Below are 13,534 nucleotides of genomic sequence, written 5' to 3'. Positions count from 1 at the left end.
CCCGCTGATGCCTGAGTCTCTCGACGCCGCCGCCCACCAGGCGCAGAACACGGGCCGCAGCCGCCGCGTCGCGATCAGCGCCGGTAGCCTGGCCGTCCTGCTCGGTGCGCTCGACACCTATGTCGTCGTCACGATCATGACCGACATCATGGCGACCGTCGGCATCCCGATCAACAAGATTCAGCAGGTCACGCCGATCATCACGTGGTATCTGCTGGGCTACATCGCGGCCATGCCACTATTGGGCCGGTTCTCCGACCGGTTCGGCCGCAAACTCGTGTTGCAGCTGTCCCTGGTCACCTTCGCGGTTGGTTCGGTCGTGACGGCACTGTCCACCGACGTGACCATGCTGATCATCGGACGGCTCGTCCAGGGCATCGCCAGCGGCGCCCTGCTTCCGGTGACCCTGGCGCTGGCCGCCGACCTGTGGGCGGCCCGCAGCCGGGCCGCGGTGCTCGGCGGTATCGGCGCGGCCCAGGAACTGGGCAGCGTGCTCGGCCCGCTGTACGGCATCGGGGTGGTGCTGCTGCTGGGCAAGTGGCAGGACGTGTTCTGGATCAACGTGCCGCTCACCGTCATCGCGATGGTGATGATCCACTTCAGCCTGCCCGCCCACGACCGCACCAAGAATCCCGAGAAGGTGGATCTGGTCGGCGGCGTCCTGCTCGCCATCGCCCTGGGCCTGGCCGTGATCGGCCTCTACAACCCGAACCCCGACGGCAAGCAGCTCCTGCCGCCACACGGGCTTGTGCTGGTCGTCGGCGCGATCGTCGCGGCGATCGCCTTCGTGGTGTGGGAGAAATTCTCTCGCACCCGGCTGATCGACCCCGCCGGTATTCAGTTCGTGCCGTTCCTGACATCCCTGGGCACCTCGCTGTGCGCGGGGGCCGCACTCATGGTCACTCTGGTCAACGTCGAGCTGTTCGGCCAGGGCGTGCTGGGCAAGGACCAGACCCAGGCCGCATTCCTGTTGCTGCACTTCCTGATCGCGCTGCCGATCGGCGCCCTGATCGGCGGCTGGATCGCTACCCGGATCGGGGACCGGATCGTCGCGGTGGTCGGCATGCTCATCTCGGCCGGCGCCTATTGGCTGGTATCACACTGGGGCGTCGACGTACTGAGCGCACGCCACGATCTCGGCTTCGTGTCGCTGCCGGTGATCGACACCGACCTCGCGCTGGCCGGTTTCGGACTCGGCCTGGTGATCGGTCCGCTCACCTCGGCCGCGCTGCGGGTGGTGCCATCGGCCCACCACGGCATCGCGTCGTCGCTGGTGGTCGTGGCCCGGATGACGGGCATGCTGATCGGCGTCGCCGCGCTGAGCGCCTGGGGCCTGTACCGGTTCAACCAGATCCTGGCCACCCTGCCCAGCCCGGGCGGCGACACCCTGGCCGCCAGGATCGCCGGGGAGGCGCAGCGCTATCGGACCGCCTTCGCCATGCAGTACGGCTCCATCTTCTTCATCACGGTCATCGTGTGTCTGGTCGGTGCCGCGCTGGCATTGTTCATCGGCGGCAAGCAGGCACACGCAGACGAGCCGGAAGCCGAGAACTCACTGACCGCTACCCGGTAACGGAACGTCGCGGGCGAGCAGATCCGCCCAGGTATCCCGGCGCACCACCAGACGGGCATCGCCGCCCGCGGCGAACACCACCGGAATCCGGCGCGCGCCGTTGTACTGGTTGGACATCGTGTAGCAATACGCACCGGTGACCGGCACGGCCAGCAGATCCCCGACGGCCGGATTCTCAAGGGGTACACCGTCGATCAGCTGGTCGCCCGATTCGCAATGGCGGCCCACAACGGTGACGGTCTCGCCGCCGCCCACCCGCTCGACGAGCGCGGCCTCGAACCGCTGCCCGTACAGGGACACCTCCAGGTTGTCTCCCATTCCGCCGTCGACCGCAACGTGGGTGATCAGCCCGCGCTTGACGGTGGTGACCCGGTACACGGTGCACGCGGCGGCCGCGGTCATGGATCGGCCGGGCTCGACGATGATGCGGGCGTCGGCGGGAACCAGTTCGCGGGCCTTGTCGATCATGGCCTGGGCGTAGGCGTCCACCGAGGGCGGTTGATCGGCATACGTATAACGGACGCCGAGCCCGCCCCCGAAGTCGTAGACGTCGAAGCTGCCCAGCGCGGCGACGGGCGCCACGGCTGCGGCCAGCTGCTCGGCATCGAGCAGCTGGGAGCCGACGTGGGTGTGCACGCCGTCGCATCGCAGCACCCTGCTTCGGCGGATCCTCTCGATGGCTACCCGGGCGTCCTCCGGCAGTAGACCGAACTTCGAGCCGGCGTGGCCGGTGGCGACCGCCGCGTGGGTGTCGGCCTCGATACCGGGCACCACCCGCACCAGGCAGGCTTGCCTGGTGCCGGGTTCGACGATGCGCTCCAGCCGGTCGATATCGTCGAAATTGTCGACGACGATCAGCCCGACGCCGTTGCCGACCGCCAGTTCGAGCTCCTCGTCGGTCTTGGCGTTGCCGTGCAACAGCATTCGGGCCGGGTCCGCGCCGGCGGCCAGCGCGGTGATGATCTCTCCCCCGCCGGCGACATCGAGCAGCAACCCCTCCTCCGCGGCCAGCCGTTGGATAGCGGTGCACGGGAAGGCTTTCGACGCGAACGCCACATCCGAGCGGGGCCACCGGCCGCGGAACGCGGCGAGGTAGTCGTTGGCCCGCTGTCGCACGGCGTCCTCGGCCACCACCATGACCGGGGTGCCGAACTCGGCGGCGAGATCGTCCAGCCGGCAGCCGCCGACGCTGAGGACTCCGTCGTCGATGCGGGAGCCGGGCGGGAACAGGCCGAGTACGTCGGGGTGGCTCATCTGAACTATCTTGCTCCAGCCGCGGGACCGCTACCCGCCGGCCTGCGGGCATTCCGGGGAAAAATGATGGAAGCCGTCGGCGGGCGCCCCGGCCTCGGTAACCTCGCCCCATGCGGGGTAGGGCATGCTGATCGCCGCGTTGCGGGATCTGCAGTGGCGCAAACGACGATTCGTGATCGCGATCGTCGGTACCGGACTGGTTTTCGCGATGACCCTGGTTCTGACGGGGTTGGCCAACGGTTTCCGGGTTGAGGCCACCCGCACGGTGGATGCCCTCGGCATCGACGGCTATCTGGTGAAATCCGGCGCACCGGGCCCGTTCCTGGGCTCCTCCCCCTTCCCGCCCACCCCGATACAGCAAATCGCTCGATTACCCGGTGTCACCCTCGCCGTACCCCTGGTGTACGGCAGCGCCACGATGCCCGACCGCGGATCGGCCCGCAATGTCAACGTGTTCGGAGCGCCGCAACGCGGGCCGGGCATGCCCGCGATGTCGGCCGGCCGGCCTCCGTCGGAGCCAACCGAGATCGCGGTGTCCAGCACGATGGGCAGGACGCTCGGTGACCGGATTGAAATCGGTTCGCGGACAATGGATATCGTTGGCATGGTCGATGATTCGACAGCGTTGGCCGGCCAGCCCAATGTGTTCCTGACGGTCGAGGGTGCCCAGCAGTTGTTGTTCTCCGGTCAGCGGCTCATCTCCTCGATCGGGCTGCGGGGTGCTCCCACGGCGATACCCGACGGCTTCCGCGCGGTCGATCGAGCCGGGGCCATCGAGGATCTGTCCCGCGCACTCAACGGCGCCCGCCGGGCGATGACGTTGATGGCGGGGCTGTTGTGGGTGGTCGCCGCGTTGATCGTCGGGTCGATGATCTATGTCTCGGCCATCGAACGCACACGGGATTTCGCGGTGTTCAAGGCGGTCGGGGTACCGGCGCGATCGATCCTCGGTGGGCTGGCCGTCCAGGCGATCATCGTCGCCGTCCTGGCCGCGGTGCTCGGCGGGGCGTTGTCGGTGGCGCTGGGCCCGCTGTTCCCGATGCGGGTGGACATCCCGACCGCGGCGTTCGTGGCGTTGCCGATCCTGGCGGTGGCGATCGGGCTGCTGGCCAGCGTCGCGGGCCTTCGCCGTGCGGTCACCGTCGACCCCGCGCTGGCGTTCGGGGGTCCCTAGCGTGGCCGACCTGCGGATCAAGGACCTCGTCGTGGAGTACTCCCGCGGCGAGTACGCGGTGCGCCCGATCGACGGGCTCAGCCTCGACGTCAGTGCCGGATCACTGGCGATCCTGCTCGGCCCGAGCGGCTGCGGGAAAACGACGCTGCTGTCCTGCCTGGGCGGCATCCTCAGCCCGTCGGCCGGCCGTATCGAATTCGGCGACGTCGATCTGACGAAACTCGATCAGCGCGAGTTCTCCGCGTACCGCCGCAACACGGTGGGCATCGTGTTCCAGGCATTCAACCTGGTGGCCAGCCTGACCGCACTGGAGAACGTGATGGTGCCGCTGCGGGCGGCCCGGGTGCCCCGGCACGAGGCCCGGCAGCGGGCCGAGGAGCTGCTGACCCGGGTCGGGCTGGCCGACCGGATGCGGCACCGGCCCGGCGATCTCAGCGGCGGCCAGCAGCAGCGGGTGGCGGTCGCGCGGGCGATCGCGCTGGATCCGCCGCTGGTTTTGGCCGACGAACCCACCGCCCACCTGGACTACATCCAGGTGGAGGAGGTGCTGCGACTGATCCGCGAGTTGGCCTCCGGGGAGCGGGTGGTGGTGGTCGCCACGCACGACACCCGGATGCTGCCGATGGCCGACCGGGTAGTCGAACTGATACCGCACCTGACCTACACCGAGCACGAACCGGAGACGGTGGACCTGCAACCTGGCGAGGTGCTCTTCGAGCAGGGCACCATGGGCGACTGCATCTATGTGGTGTCCCACGGCGAGGTCGAGGTGATCCGCGAATTGTCCAGCGGCGCTGAAGAAGTGCTGAAAGTCGCCGGGCCGGGCGACTACTTCGGGGAGATGGGTCCGGTGTTCGGCCTGCCGCGCTCGGCGACGGTGCGGGCGCTGACCGCGGCGACGGTGGTGGGCTACACGGTGCAGGCGTTCCGGGAGAAGCTGGGCGCCACCGGTTCTCGCGAGATCATCGAGCACCACGAACTGGCGGATTAACCGCTAGCCCGGTATCAGGCTCAGCAACAGGTCGGGGCCGATCCGGTCGACGCCGTCGTACTGCCACCGCAGTGCCCGCGCGATGCTGGGCACGCCGACGTCGTCGACGGCGGTGACCGGGCCACCGAGCAGGATCGGGCCGACATAGGCCAGGATCCGGTCGATCACCCCGGCCCGCAGGAAGGCGCCCGCCAGCGTCGGGCCTCCCTCGACGAGCACATCAGTGCGATCCGACAACGCCCGGATCACCTCGTGCGGATCGTGGGTGCGGATCACCATCGTGCGCGAATCATCGTTGAGCACATTGGCTTCCGGGGAAATCTCGCGCATGCCGACGACCACCCGCAGCGGCTGGCGGTCGGCCAGTCCCCCGCCGGGTAGCCGGGCGGTCAATGTCGGGTCGTCGATGTCGACCGTGCCGGTGCCGACCACGATCGCGTCGGCGACCGCGCGGCGCACGTGCAGGTCGGCACGCGCGGCGTCACTGGTGATCCACTGCGAGGACCCGTCGGCGGCGGCGCTACGTCCGTCGACACTGGTGGCGAACTTCCACGTCACGTGGGGCCGGCCGGTGCGCTGCTTGTGCAGCCATTCCCGCAGCGGGCCGCCCGACACCTCCTCGGCGCATACCCCGGCCGTCACCGCGATGCCCGCCGCGCGCAGCCGGTCGGCGCCGCCGGAGGCGACCGGATTGGGGTCGGCGACGGCATAGACCACCCCGGCCACGTCGGCCTCGATCAGAGCATCGACGCACGGCGGGGTGCGGCCGTGGTGATTGCACGGCTCGAGGGTGACCACGGCGATCCCACCGGCGGCCCGCTCCCCGGCCTCGCGCAGCGCCATCACCTCGGCGTGCGGGCCACCTGTCGGCCGGGTGCCGCCGACACCGACGACATCGCCCTCCTGGCTCAGAATGACCGCTCCCACAGGCGGATTCGGATACGTTGAGCCCTTTACCTGTTGCGCCTGCGTGATGGCCAACCGCATCGCGGCCTCGACCTCACCCGCGGTGGGTGCTGTCATAACCGCAGATGCCGCGAGGCGGCGGCCGCCTGCCGGCGCAGCGCCTCCACCGCCGCCGCGGGGTCCTGGGCGCCGTAGACGGCCGAACCGGCCACGAAGCAGTCCACCCCGGCCTCGGCGGCCAGTTCGATGGTGTCGGCGTTGACCCCGCCGTCGATCTCCACCAAGATCGTGAGCTCGCCGGAATCGACCAGGCGGCGAGCTGTCGCGACCTTGGGCAACACCTCGGCGATGAAGCTCTGCCCGCCGAAGCCCGGTTCGACCGACATGACCAGCAGCGTGTCGAAGTCGCGCAGGATCTCCAGGTACGGCTCCAGCGGTGTGCCGGGTTTGACCGACAGGCCCGCCTTCGCGCCCGCGGCGCGGATGTCGCGCGCCACCGCGACCGGGTTGTCGGTCGCCTCGGCATGGAACGTGACGTTGTAGGCCCCGGCCTCGGCGTACCCGGGTGCCCAGCGGTCCGGGTCGTCGATCATCAGATGGCAGTCCATCGGGATGTCGGTGGCCGCCAACAAGCTCTCCACCACCGGCAGGCCGAGGGTCAGGTTCGGCACGAAGTGGCCGTCCATGACGTCGACGTGCAACCAGTCCGCGCCCTCGACGGCGGCGGCCTCGTCGGCCAGGCGCGCGAAATCGGCGGACAGGATCGACGGCGCGATCATCGGACGGGACGGTGTCGCCATGGCTGCAAGCCTAAGCATTCTTCTGCAAGGCAGCCGCGAACATGGCGTCGGTGCCCTGCCGGTGCGGCCAAAGCTGCACGTGCGGGCCGTCACCCAGGCGTTCGGCCGGAGCGAACAGCGGACGGGTGTCGATCGCGGTGACCGGGTACCGGCGCAGCGCATCGGAGACCACGCCGACGGTCTCGGCCAGGTGCGGCGAGCAGGTGGCGTAGAGCACAACGCCGCCGGGCCGGGTCAGGGCGATCGCGGCGGCCAGCAGTTCGCGCTGCAGCTTGGCCAGCACCGGGACATCGGCCGGGACGCGCCGCCAGCGGGCCTCGGGCCTGCGTCGCAGCGCCCCGAGCCCGGTGCACGGCGCGTCCACCAGCACCCGGTCGAAGCTGCCCGGTGTCAGCGACGATTCCCGGCCGTCGACCCGCAGCACCTCGACGGGCAGGCCGCGGGTGTTCTGCTCGACCAGGTCGGCGCGGCGCGGCGCGGGTTCGATCGCGGTCACGCTGCCACCGCGCTGCGCGGCGATTGCGGCGATCAGCGCGGTCTTGCCGCCCGGTCCCGAGCACAGGTCCAGCCAGCGTCCGGAGTCCTCACCGGCCAGCGGGGCCAGTGTCAGCGCCTGGGCCACCAGCTGACTGCCCTCGTCCTGCACCAGCGCGTTACCGTCACGCACCGCCGCCAACCGGCCAGGGTCGCCGCCGGAGAGGTACACCGCGTACGGCGAGTACCGCCCGACCGTCCCGTCGACCTCGGCGGCCAGCTCGGCCGCGGTCAGCACACCGGGGCGCGCGGCAAGGTGCACGCCCGGGCGGGCGTCGTCTGCCGCCAACGCGGCGTCGAGTTCCCCGGCATCGGTGCCGAGCGCGTCAGCGAACGCCTGGGCGATCCAGCGTGGGTGCGCGTGCACGAACGCCAGGTGGCCCACCGGGTCGACAGCCGTCCCGGGGGCCAGCTCGCCTACCCAGGATGCCTCGTCGCGGCCGGCGATGGTGCGCAGCACACCGTTGACGAAACCGGCTCTGACGCTGTCGAATTCGATGCCGGCCTGTTCGACCGTGGTGGACACCGCGGCGTGTTCGGCGACGTTGGTCCGCAGCAGTTGATAGGCGCCCAGGCGCAGCAGGTCCAGCAGCACGGGGTCGATCTGCTCGACGGGACGCCCGGCCGCGGCGGCGATCACGGCGTCGAGCAGACCCATCGTGCGGCAGCTGCCGTAGGCCAGTTCGGTGGCGAATGCCGCGTCACGGCCGTGGATTCCGCGCTCGGCCAGCATGGCGGGCAGCACCAGGTTGGCGTAGGCGTCCCGCTGCGACACCGCGCGCAGCACATCGAAAGCGGCCTGGCGGGCCGGATCCAGCGGGGTACGCCGCGGACGGCGCGGCGGACGCTGCTGAGCGCGATCGCGGCCCGGCGGCGAGCCGGTCCGGTCGCGCTTCTGACTCGATCCTTGAAAGCGCTTGCCCCTGTGCGGGTTTCCCTTGGCGGAATCGCTCATGATGCCCGGACCGTCCCGTCGAGCCGCGCGCCGCGGGCCCAGTCTGCTGCGTTCATCAGCTTCTTACCCGGCGGCTGCACCTGGCCGAGCACGACCGGGTGTGACCCGGTGCCGACCCTGACCCCGGAGCGATCCACCGCTATCACCCCGGGCGGCATCGGCGCCCCGGCCTCGTCGACGGCGACCGGGCCGAGCTTGACCCGCAGGTCACCGATCATCGTCCAGGCACCGGGGCCGGGGGTCACCGCGCGGATCCGGCGCTCGACGACGTGGGCGGGTAGATCCCAGCAGACACGCGCCTGTTCGACGGTGATCTTCGGCGCCACGCTGATCCCGTCGGCGGGCTGGGCCACCGGGGTCAGCGTGCGTTGAGCGATACCGTCCAGGGTCGCCTCCAGCAGGGCCGCCCCCGAGACCGCCAACCGGTCCAGCAGGTCGCCCGAGGTATCGGTGGCCCGCACCGTTTCGGTGACCACCCCGTAGACGGGCCCCGAATCCAGGCTGGGCTCGATAAGAAACGTCGTTGCGCCCGTGACGGTGTCGCCCGCCGCGATCGCCGCCTGCACCGGGGCCGCTCCCCGCCAGGCCGGCAGCAGCGAGAAATGCAGATTGATCCAGCCGTGCACCGGGACTGCCAGCAGCGCCTCGCTCAGCAGCGCACCGTAGGCCACCACCGCGCAGCATTCCGGCGCCAGCTCGGTCAATTCGGCGATGAATTCGCCGCTGTTCGGCCGCGACGGGCGCAGCACCGGGATGCCGGCCTCCCCCGCCAGCCGCGCCACAGGCGAGGGTGCGGGTTTGCCACGGCGTCCGGCGGCGGCGTCCGGGCGGGTGAGCACCGCGATCACCTCATGGCGAGGCGAGTCGATCAGCCGTTGCAGTGACGGCAGTGCCGGTTCGGGTGTACCGGCGAAAATGATTCGCATACTTCTACTTTGGCACCTGGTAGAACTCGCGCTGCGACACCCCGGCCATCCCGGCGACGAACATCGTCGGGATCGTGGTGATCAACCGGTTCACCGTCGCGACCGCGTCGTTGTAGTACTGCCGCGCGAAGGCGAGTTTGTCCTCGGTGTCGGCCAGGTTCTGTTGCAGATTGAGGAAGTTGGCCGAGGAGTTCAGCTGCGGATAGGTCTGGCCCAGCGCCAGCACCTGACCGACCGCGGTGTCGAACTCTTTCTCCGCCGAAGTCCGCTGCGCCACAGACTTTCCCGCGGTCGCGGCGGCAAGTGCGGCCTGGGCGTCGGCGACGTGGTCCAGGATCGCCTTTTCGTGGGCGGCGAAGGTCTGCACGGTGTGCACCAGCCCCGGGATGAGGGCGGCCCGCCGGGTGAGCTGGACATCGATACCACCCAGCGCCTCGTCGACGCGGACATCGGCGGCCCGAACCCTGTTGTAGCCCACCACGAAACCGATCAGCACCAGGACCGCGAGCACCAGCACCACGACCAGCACGAAGCTCACCATGAACCGCCGCCTCCTCCTCCGCCTCCACCGCCGCCCCCGCCTCCGCCGCCTCCGCCGCCTCCGCCGCTACTGGACGACGAGGACTGCGAGGCGGTGTAGGCACCGATCGACGACGACAACGCCGACTCGAAGCTGTCGAAACTAGCACCTCCGCTGCTGGCAGCATGCCAGGCGGTGGGAGACGAGGAGTGGTACCAGTCGGGCTGCGGGGCGATGTCGCCTGTGGTGGCCTGGTACTTGTGCGCCCAGAGGGCGGCGACCCCGCCGGCCACGGCGAACGGGATATAGGCGGTGTAGAGGTCCTTGCGCGCGGCGAAGTCGAAGCGGGATTCGGCAGAGTCGGTGGACAACATGCGGTAGAAACCGCCCGCCTGCGACCACAATTGGCGGCCGGCCGCGGTGCGGCGGCTACCTACCCCTTGACGCCACGACCTGGTCGAGAACAGGAAGAACACCACGAACGGCAAACCCCACAGGGTGATCGGGAAGAACCAGCCGACGAATCCGCCGACGGCCAGCACCAGGGCGATGACGTTGGCGAGCCGCAGCCACAGCTCATTGCGGCGCTTCACCATGAATCCGTCGAACGCCCAGTTCCTGACCGCGGCGTCCATATCCTCCTTGGCTCGCGACAACTTCTTGCCGGCCGACACGCTGCCGTTCGCGTCGAACTTGGCATCGGGTCCGATGACCTTCAGGGCGGAGCCGACGGCAACGCTGACCGGGTCGGCGTCGGCCCAGGCCGCCGACGGGGCGGCGCCGGTGATCTTCCACTTCTTCTCGCTGACCTGGTGCAGATCGATCAGCTTTCGTTCAGCCAGATGGAACAGCGTCGCCGTCAGCCCGTGGGCCGGCACTTTCTCGGTGCGGATGTATTCGCACTGCACCGGGCCCAGCCCCGGCGGAGGTGCGTACTGCAGCGGGAAACCGGGCGAGGGCTCGACCGTGGTCCGCCACCACAGGTAGGCACCCAGACCGGCCGCCACGCTGACTCCCACCAGCCACAGCGCGGCGGGCAGCGACCGGCCCAGAATGCGGTCCCAGCGGTAGGACCACGGCAACGTAGCGCGCGGCGGGGTCGGCACGTCGACACCCGCCCGCACCGTGACGGGCGTGCGCGGACCCAGGTTGGACGCCGACAGGTGGACCTGGTCGCCGCTGACGGTCAGGTCGTCGCAGGCGCGACCGACGCCGTAGCCGACCGAGCACTGCGCCCCGGTGACACCGCCGGGCAACGTGATAGCGATGTCCGCATGGTCGATCTCGTTGTTCCACGCCGGGGCGATGACATTCCAGAAGAACGCCGACTGCGCCGACGGGTCACCGGTCGACGACGCGAACTCCTTGTCGGCGCCGGTGCCACCCGGATCGAGGACGCCGTCGATGGTGTAACGGATCCGGAAGACGTGGGTGCCGTAGTCCAGGTAGCGGTTGGGATCGCCGATCTTGGCAACCAGGAAGCGCTCTCCGCTCTCCCAGTACAGCTTGTAGGGCACCGGGCGGTCGTCGAGGAGGATCTCGGTCACCCGAGGTGCCTGGCGGACATGCGCGTCGTTGAGGTTGGCGACATCCCAGTACCGGAAGATTCCGTGCCGGCCGCCGGGGAAGTCGCCGGTGATGATCTCGGTGGCGTCCATCCGGCCGTCTCGGTCGACGACGAAATCGGCGTGGTAGTCGGTGATGACGACCGGGTCCGATACCGGGCCGCCCTGCGAGGAACCGGTGAGCACCAGCGGCCACAACAATCCGAAGGCGATCAGCAGCAGCAGAATCGACCGTCTGATCGCCCGTCCGGTCCACTTCATGTCGCCCCCTGTCAGACGGTCGGGTTCACGCCTGCCCATTTCGCCGGGTCTCACCCTATGTGCAACGGATCAATCTGTACCCGAACTGCCTCGTGGTCGTGGCGGGCGCTGGCGATCGCGATCGCGTGCCGCAGCGACGCCGCCAGCGCCAGACCCTCGTCCTTGCGGACCCGCACCAGCATCCGGATGACCGGCTCGCCGGGACGGGTCGCGGGCGGGCGGCGCACCCCCGGCGGCAGGTCGACGGGGCCCAGCCGATCGGCGTCCTCGGGCAGTTCGGCGTGCTCGAGGAGCGCGTCGACCGCATCCGCGGCCCCGTCGACGGCGGCCATGTGCACGCTCGGCGGCAGGCCGACTTCGGCGCGGCCCGCCAATTCGGCCTCGGCATGGCCGACGGGATCCCACTTGATCAGCGCCTGCACGGTCGGGATGGCCGATTCGGCGACCACCGCCACGACGCCGCCGTCGCCGCGGGACCGCACCAGCGCCGCGGCCGCCATCCAGCGCCGCAGGGTGTCCTCGGCGGCCCGCAGATCCTGCCGGCCCAACAGCGCCCAGCTGTCCAGCAGCAGCGCGGCGCCATACCCGCCCGGCACCCTCGGTTCCGCGCCGGGGGTCGCGACGACGAGGGCCGGGCCGGGCTCGATCTCAGTGTGCACCGCATCACCGGCCGAGGTGATGACCGCCGTCCCCGGGAAAGCCCGTCCCATCTCCTCAGCGGTGCGGCGGGCCCCCACCACCACCGCGCGGATCGCATCGGAGCCGCACCGCCGGCACCGCAGCGCCGTGTCGAGCCGGCCACACCAGCGGCACATAGCGCCGGCAGCGTCCCGCTCGGACAACGACAGCGGGCCCATGCAGTGCCGGCAGCGGGCGATCGTGCGGCAGCGGGCGCACGCGACCGATGGCACGTAGCCCCGCCGCGGCACCTGGATCAGTACGGGCGCCTCTGCCTCGAGGGCGCCGCGGGCGGCGCGCAGCGCCAGGGAAGGCAGCCGGGCCGAGCGGGCCGCGGGATCCCGTTCCTCGGCGTAGCCGGCGTCGTCGAGGGCGACCACCCGCGGCGCGGCAGCCCGCACCTGCGGTCGGGGCGCCACCAGGTCGTGCGCCCAGCCGCTGTGCACCAGCGCGTGCGCCTCGGCGGTGCGGGCGTAGCCGCCGATCAGCGCGGCGCAGCGCAGCTGGTGGGCCCGCAGCATCGCCACCTCGCGGGCATGCGGGTAGGGCGCGCGGGGTTCGGCGAGGCTGTCGTCCCCGTCGTCCCAGACGATCACCAGGCCCAGCCGGTCGACGGGCGCGAACACCGCGCTGCGGGTGCCGATCACCAACCGGACCTGCCCGCGCAGCGCCGCCAGCCAGCGGCGATAGCGGGCGGAGGGCCCGAGTCCGGCCGACAGGGCGATCACCGCCGCGGGGTCGATGCGGGCGATGGCCGCCTGCCAGAGCGCGTCGATATCGCGCTGGTCGGGAACCACGGCCAGCACCCCGTAGCCGCCGCCGACGGCGGCCGCGGCGGCTTCGGCGACGCGGTCGCACCAGTGTTCGCCGGGCAGCGCCTGCCATACCGCGCGGGCGGCCCGGCCGTCGCGCAGCGCCGCCAGGAACCCCTCACCGCCGCTGTAGCGGGCCCAGCCGGCCGGGTCGACCGGTTCGACGACCGGCAGCAGCGGGGGGTCGGCCTGGGCCTTCTCCGCCCGGGCGTGCCGCGGCGGGATGGCCAGCCGCAGCACGTCGGGGCGGGTACCGGCATAGCGGGCCGCCACCGCGTCGACCAGGCGGCGGACCTCTCCGGTGAGCACCGGCTCAGCCGAGATCACCCGGTCCAGCCAGCCCAGCTGACCGACATGGTCTGTGTCGGAACGCCTTTCGAGCAGGAATGCGTCGACGAGCCGGCCGTGGAACCGCACCCGGACCCGCACCCCGGGCTGGGCGTCGTCGGACTGTTCTGCCGACACCAGGTAGTCGAACTCGCGGTCCAGGTGCGGAACCGACAGCATCGGCAGCACCCGGGCGACGGGTTCGTGCTCGGCGGCACGCCGGATCGGCATCGTCGAAGACTATCGACGGCGCCGACG

11 protein-coding genes are annotated in these 13,534 nt (G+C 70.6%); 3 read left to right on the top strand and 8 right to left on the bottom strand.

Annotated features, from left to right (window positions below; genetic code table 11):
- Nucleotides 1-7: 7 nt before the first annotated feature.
- A complete protein-coding gene (locus tag ORI27_RS08110) occupies nucleotides 8-1,573 on the top strand; it encodes an MFS transporter (protein WP_265996222.1) in 1,566 nt (521 codons plus the stop codon).
- Here ORI27_RS08110 and lysA read toward each other — a convergent pair.
- On the bottom strand, nucleotides 1,553-2,827 hold the full coding sequence (gene lysA, locus ORI27_RS08105) for a diaminopimelate decarboxylase (RefSeq protein ID WP_265996224.1): 1,275 nt from the start codon (nucleotides 2,825-2,827) through the stop codon (nucleotides 1,553-1,555). The genes ORI27_RS08110 and lysA overlap by 21 nt on opposite strands.
- Before the next feature lie 124 nt (nucleotides 2,828-2,951).
- Between lysA and ORI27_RS08100 the strand changes: the two genes are divergently transcribed.
- Together ORI27_RS08100 and ORI27_RS08095 are read left to right on the top strand one after the other, a co-directional pair.
- On the top strand, nucleotides 2,952-4,001 hold the full coding sequence (locus tag ORI27_RS08100) for an ABC transporter permease (protein WP_265996225.1): 1,050 nt from the start codon (nucleotides 2,952-2,954) through the stop codon (nucleotides 3,999-4,001).
- 1 nt (nucleotide 4,002) lies between these two features.
- Entirely contained in the window at nucleotides 4,003-4,992 is a 990-nt protein-coding gene (locus ORI27_RS08095; RefSeq protein ID WP_265996226.1) for an ABC transporter ATP-binding protein, read from the top strand.
- Between the two features lie 3 nt (nucleotides 4,993-4,995).
- On the opposite strand, the gene ribD is transcribed toward ORI27_RS08095, so the two are convergent.
- From ribD to ORI27_RS08060, 7 genes are read right to left on the bottom strand one after another with little or no spacing between them, the layout of a single operon-like run.
- Entirely contained in the window at nucleotides 4,996-6,015 is a 1,020-nt protein-coding gene (gene ribD / locus ORI27_RS08090; RefSeq protein ID WP_265996227.1) for a bifunctional diaminohydroxyphosphoribosylaminopyrimidine deaminase/5-amino-6-(5-phosphoribosylamino)uracil reductase RibD, read from the bottom strand.
- Entirely contained in the window at nucleotides 6,012-6,698 is a 687-nt protein-coding gene (gene rpe, locus ORI27_RS08085) for a ribulose-phosphate 3-epimerase (RefSeq protein WP_407666248.1), read from the bottom strand. Before rpe ends, ribD begins: the two co-directional genes overlap by 4 nt.
- 10 nt (nucleotides 6,699-6,708) lie before the next feature.
- A complete protein-coding gene (locus tag ORI27_RS08080) occupies nucleotides 6,709-8,187 on the bottom strand; it encodes an RsmB/NOP family class I SAM-dependent RNA methyltransferase (protein WP_265996229.1) in 1,479 nt (492 codons plus the stop codon).
- The gene (gene fmt, locus ORI27_RS08075) at nucleotides 8,184-9,113 is read right to left on the bottom strand and encodes a methionyl-tRNA formyltransferase (protein WP_265996230.1); all 930 of its coding nucleotides are present in this window, start codon (nucleotides 9,111-9,113) and stop codon (nucleotides 8,184-8,186) included. Before fmt ends, ORI27_RS08080 begins: the two co-directional genes overlap by 4 nt.
- Before the next feature lie 4 nt (nucleotides 9,114-9,117).
- The gene (locus tag ORI27_RS08070; RefSeq protein ID WP_265996231.1) at nucleotides 9,118-9,654 is read right to left on the bottom strand and encodes a LemA family protein; all 537 of its coding nucleotides are present in this window, start codon (nucleotides 9,652-9,654) and stop codon (nucleotides 9,118-9,120) included.
- On the bottom strand, nucleotides 9,648-11,459 hold the full coding sequence (locus tag ORI27_RS08065) for a DUF2207 domain-containing protein (RefSeq protein WP_265996232.1): 1,812 nt from the start codon (nucleotides 11,457-11,459) through the stop codon (nucleotides 9,648-9,650). Before ORI27_RS08065 ends, ORI27_RS08070 begins: the two co-directional genes overlap by 7 nt.
- A 50-nt stretch (nucleotides 11,460-11,509) precedes the next feature.
- A complete protein-coding gene (locus tag ORI27_RS08060) occupies nucleotides 11,510-13,507 on the bottom strand; it encodes a primosomal protein N' (RefSeq protein ID WP_265996233.1) in 1,998 nt (665 codons plus the stop codon).
- Nucleotides 13,508-13,534 lie beyond the last annotated feature (27 nt).

It is taken from the genome of Mycobacterium pinniadriaticum, assembly GCF_026242045.1.
Taxonomy (GTDB): domain Bacteria; phylum Actinomycetota; class Actinomycetes; order Mycobacteriales; family Mycobacteriaceae; genus Mycobacterium; species Mycobacterium pinniadriaticum.
Note: the sequence above shows the minus strand (reverse complement) of the source record. Positions and strands in the feature narration are given on the sequence as shown.

Excerpts from the sequence above, each read along its gene's own strand:
- ORI27_RS08110 (WP_265996222.1), top strand. The coding sequence starts at position 8 with ATGCCTGAGTCTCTCGACGCCGCCGCCCACCAGGCGCAGAACACGGGC.
- lysA (WP_265996224.1), bottom strand. The coding sequence starts at position 2,827 with ATGAGCCACCCCGACGTACTCGGCCTGTTCCCGCCCGGCTCCCGCATC.
- ORI27_RS08100 (WP_265996225.1), top strand. The coding sequence starts at position 2,952 with ATGCTGATCGCCGCGTTGCGGGATCTGCAGTGGCGCAAACGACGATTC.
- ribD (WP_265996227.1), bottom strand. The coding sequence starts at position 6,015 with ATGACAGCACCCACCGCGGGTGAGGTCGAGGCCGCGATGCGGTTGGCC.
- rpe (WP_407666248.1), bottom strand. The coding sequence starts at position 6,698 with ATGGCGACACCGTCCCGTCCGATGATCGCGCCGTCGATCCTGTCCGCC.
- ORI27_RS08080 (WP_265996229.1), bottom strand. The coding sequence starts at position 8,187 with ATGAGCGATTCCGCCAAGGGAAACCCGCACAGGGGCAAGCGCTTTCAA.
- fmt (WP_265996230.1), bottom strand. The coding sequence starts at position 9,113 with ATGCGAATCATTTTCGCCGGTACACCCGAACCGGCACTGCCGTCACTG.
- ORI27_RS08070 (WP_265996231.1), bottom strand. The coding sequence starts at position 9,654 with ATGGTGAGCTTCGTGCTGGTCGTGGTGCTGGTGCTCGCGGTCCTGGTG.
- ORI27_RS08065 (WP_265996232.1), bottom strand. The coding sequence starts at position 11,459 with ATGAAGTGGACCGGACGGGCGATCAGACGGTCGATTCTGCTGCTGCTG.
- ORI27_RS08060 (WP_265996233.1), bottom strand. The coding sequence starts at position 13,507 with ATGCCGATCCGGCGTGCCGCCGAGCACGAACCCGTCGCCCGGGTGCTG.